We start from the raw sequence: 1,130 nt of genomic DNA, 5'->3' as shown, positions 1-1,130 counted from the left end.
CTTTTCTGTCCATTTTACCGCTCCGAAATTTTTGAAAATTATACCCAAAACGGCTTATTTTAAATTTTTACTCGGCTTTTTGCTTGCGCTTGGCTTGGCGTTTGGCGGCGAGTTTAGCGTCAAAGATATGCGCGGCGCGGAGGTCAAGATCGCATCTCCGCTTGAGAGGGTCGCTACGATCGACGACGGATTTGCCTAGAGCATCATGACGCATCTTGGCGTGATTGATAAGGTCAAGCTCATCGGCTCGTGGTCTATGAAGCGAGACTACAAATATGACTTCACCACCAAAGCGGGCGAAGCTTACACGCTTCGCGGATGGAACGTCATGAAGTATCTGCACCCGTGGTTAAATGACCTGCCTTGCGTAAATTCTCCGCAAGGAAACGTCATAAATTTTGAAGCCTTAGCGAACGAAAATCCGCAGCTAGTGATCCTTCGTATCCGAGACTGTACGCTGCGCGGCTCAAATAAAGACGCCGTAGAAAAAACGATCGCCACTATCGAGGCGCTAGGCATCCCGCTTGCCGTGATCTATGCTCCAAGAGGTGCCAAAATCGCAACTATGCAAGAGGAGATGCGGGTGCTGGGAGAGATATTTGGGCAAAAGGACAAGGCGTTAAAGCTCTTTGAATACCTCGACAAAACCAAAAAACTCGTGCAGGAGCGCACGGCAAATTTAAAAGAGGATCAAAAGGTCAGCATGCTCTACATGGGGCTTAATCCAAACATCCGCAAAAACGGTGGTCGCCGATGAACTGCGCGCGCCGCGTGGAGTATCTGGTAGACATCCTAATAATCGCAAAAGCGGCCTATCCGCAGCTCTTTTCGGACATCAAGGTTCATAAATTCGTCCTTGATTTTTACAAAGACGTTTACGGCGTGAGCGAGGAGCAGGCAAAGGCGCTTAGAAGCGAGCAAATTTTAGACTGGACGGTAGAGAATGACTTTTAAGCCCGGCACTTTTAAGTCAAATTTACTATTTTTATTCGTTCTTTTGGGCGCGCTTTTGCTCTGTATGATCGCGGCGCTCATGCTCGGGGATTATAAAATTTCGATCGCTAAAATTTTGGACGTTTTAAATTTGAAAATTTTTGACATCACCGCCGCAGGTATCTACAAGATGGATC

The 1,130-nt window shown here is 47.3% G+C and carries 2 protein-coding genes and 2 pseudogenes; all 4 read left to right on the top strand.

Translation table 11 applies throughout. The features are described 5' to 3' along the window. A pseudogene (locus tag Q0546_RS00390) lies at positions 1 to 199 on the top strand (hypothetical protein); the annotation flags it as partial. Positions 200 to 205: 6 nt separating this feature from the next. Next, positions 206 to 757, top strand: a complete 552-nt coding sequence (locus Q0546_RS00385; protein ID WP_298789520.1) for an ABC transporter substrate-binding protein — start codon at positions 206 to 208, stop codon at positions 755 to 757. Then, positions 754 to 954, top strand: coding sequence for a hypothetical protein (locus Q0546_RS00380; protein ID WP_297937097.1), 201 nt, complete (start codon positions 754 to 756; stop codon positions 952 to 954). Before Q0546_RS00385 ends, Q0546_RS00380 begins: the two co-directional genes overlap by 4 nt. Next, positions 944 to 1,130, top strand: a pseudogene (locus tag Q0546_RS00375) (iron ABC transporter permease); the annotation flags it as partial. The gene Q0546_RS00380 and the pseudogene Q0546_RS00375, both read left to right, overlap by 11 nt.

It is taken from the genome of uncultured Campylobacter sp., from assembly GCF_937997465.1.
GTDB lineage: Bacteria > Campylobacterota > Campylobacteria > Campylobacterales > Campylobacteraceae > Campylobacter_A.
This window is presented reverse-complemented; position numbering and strand designations above follow the sequence as displayed.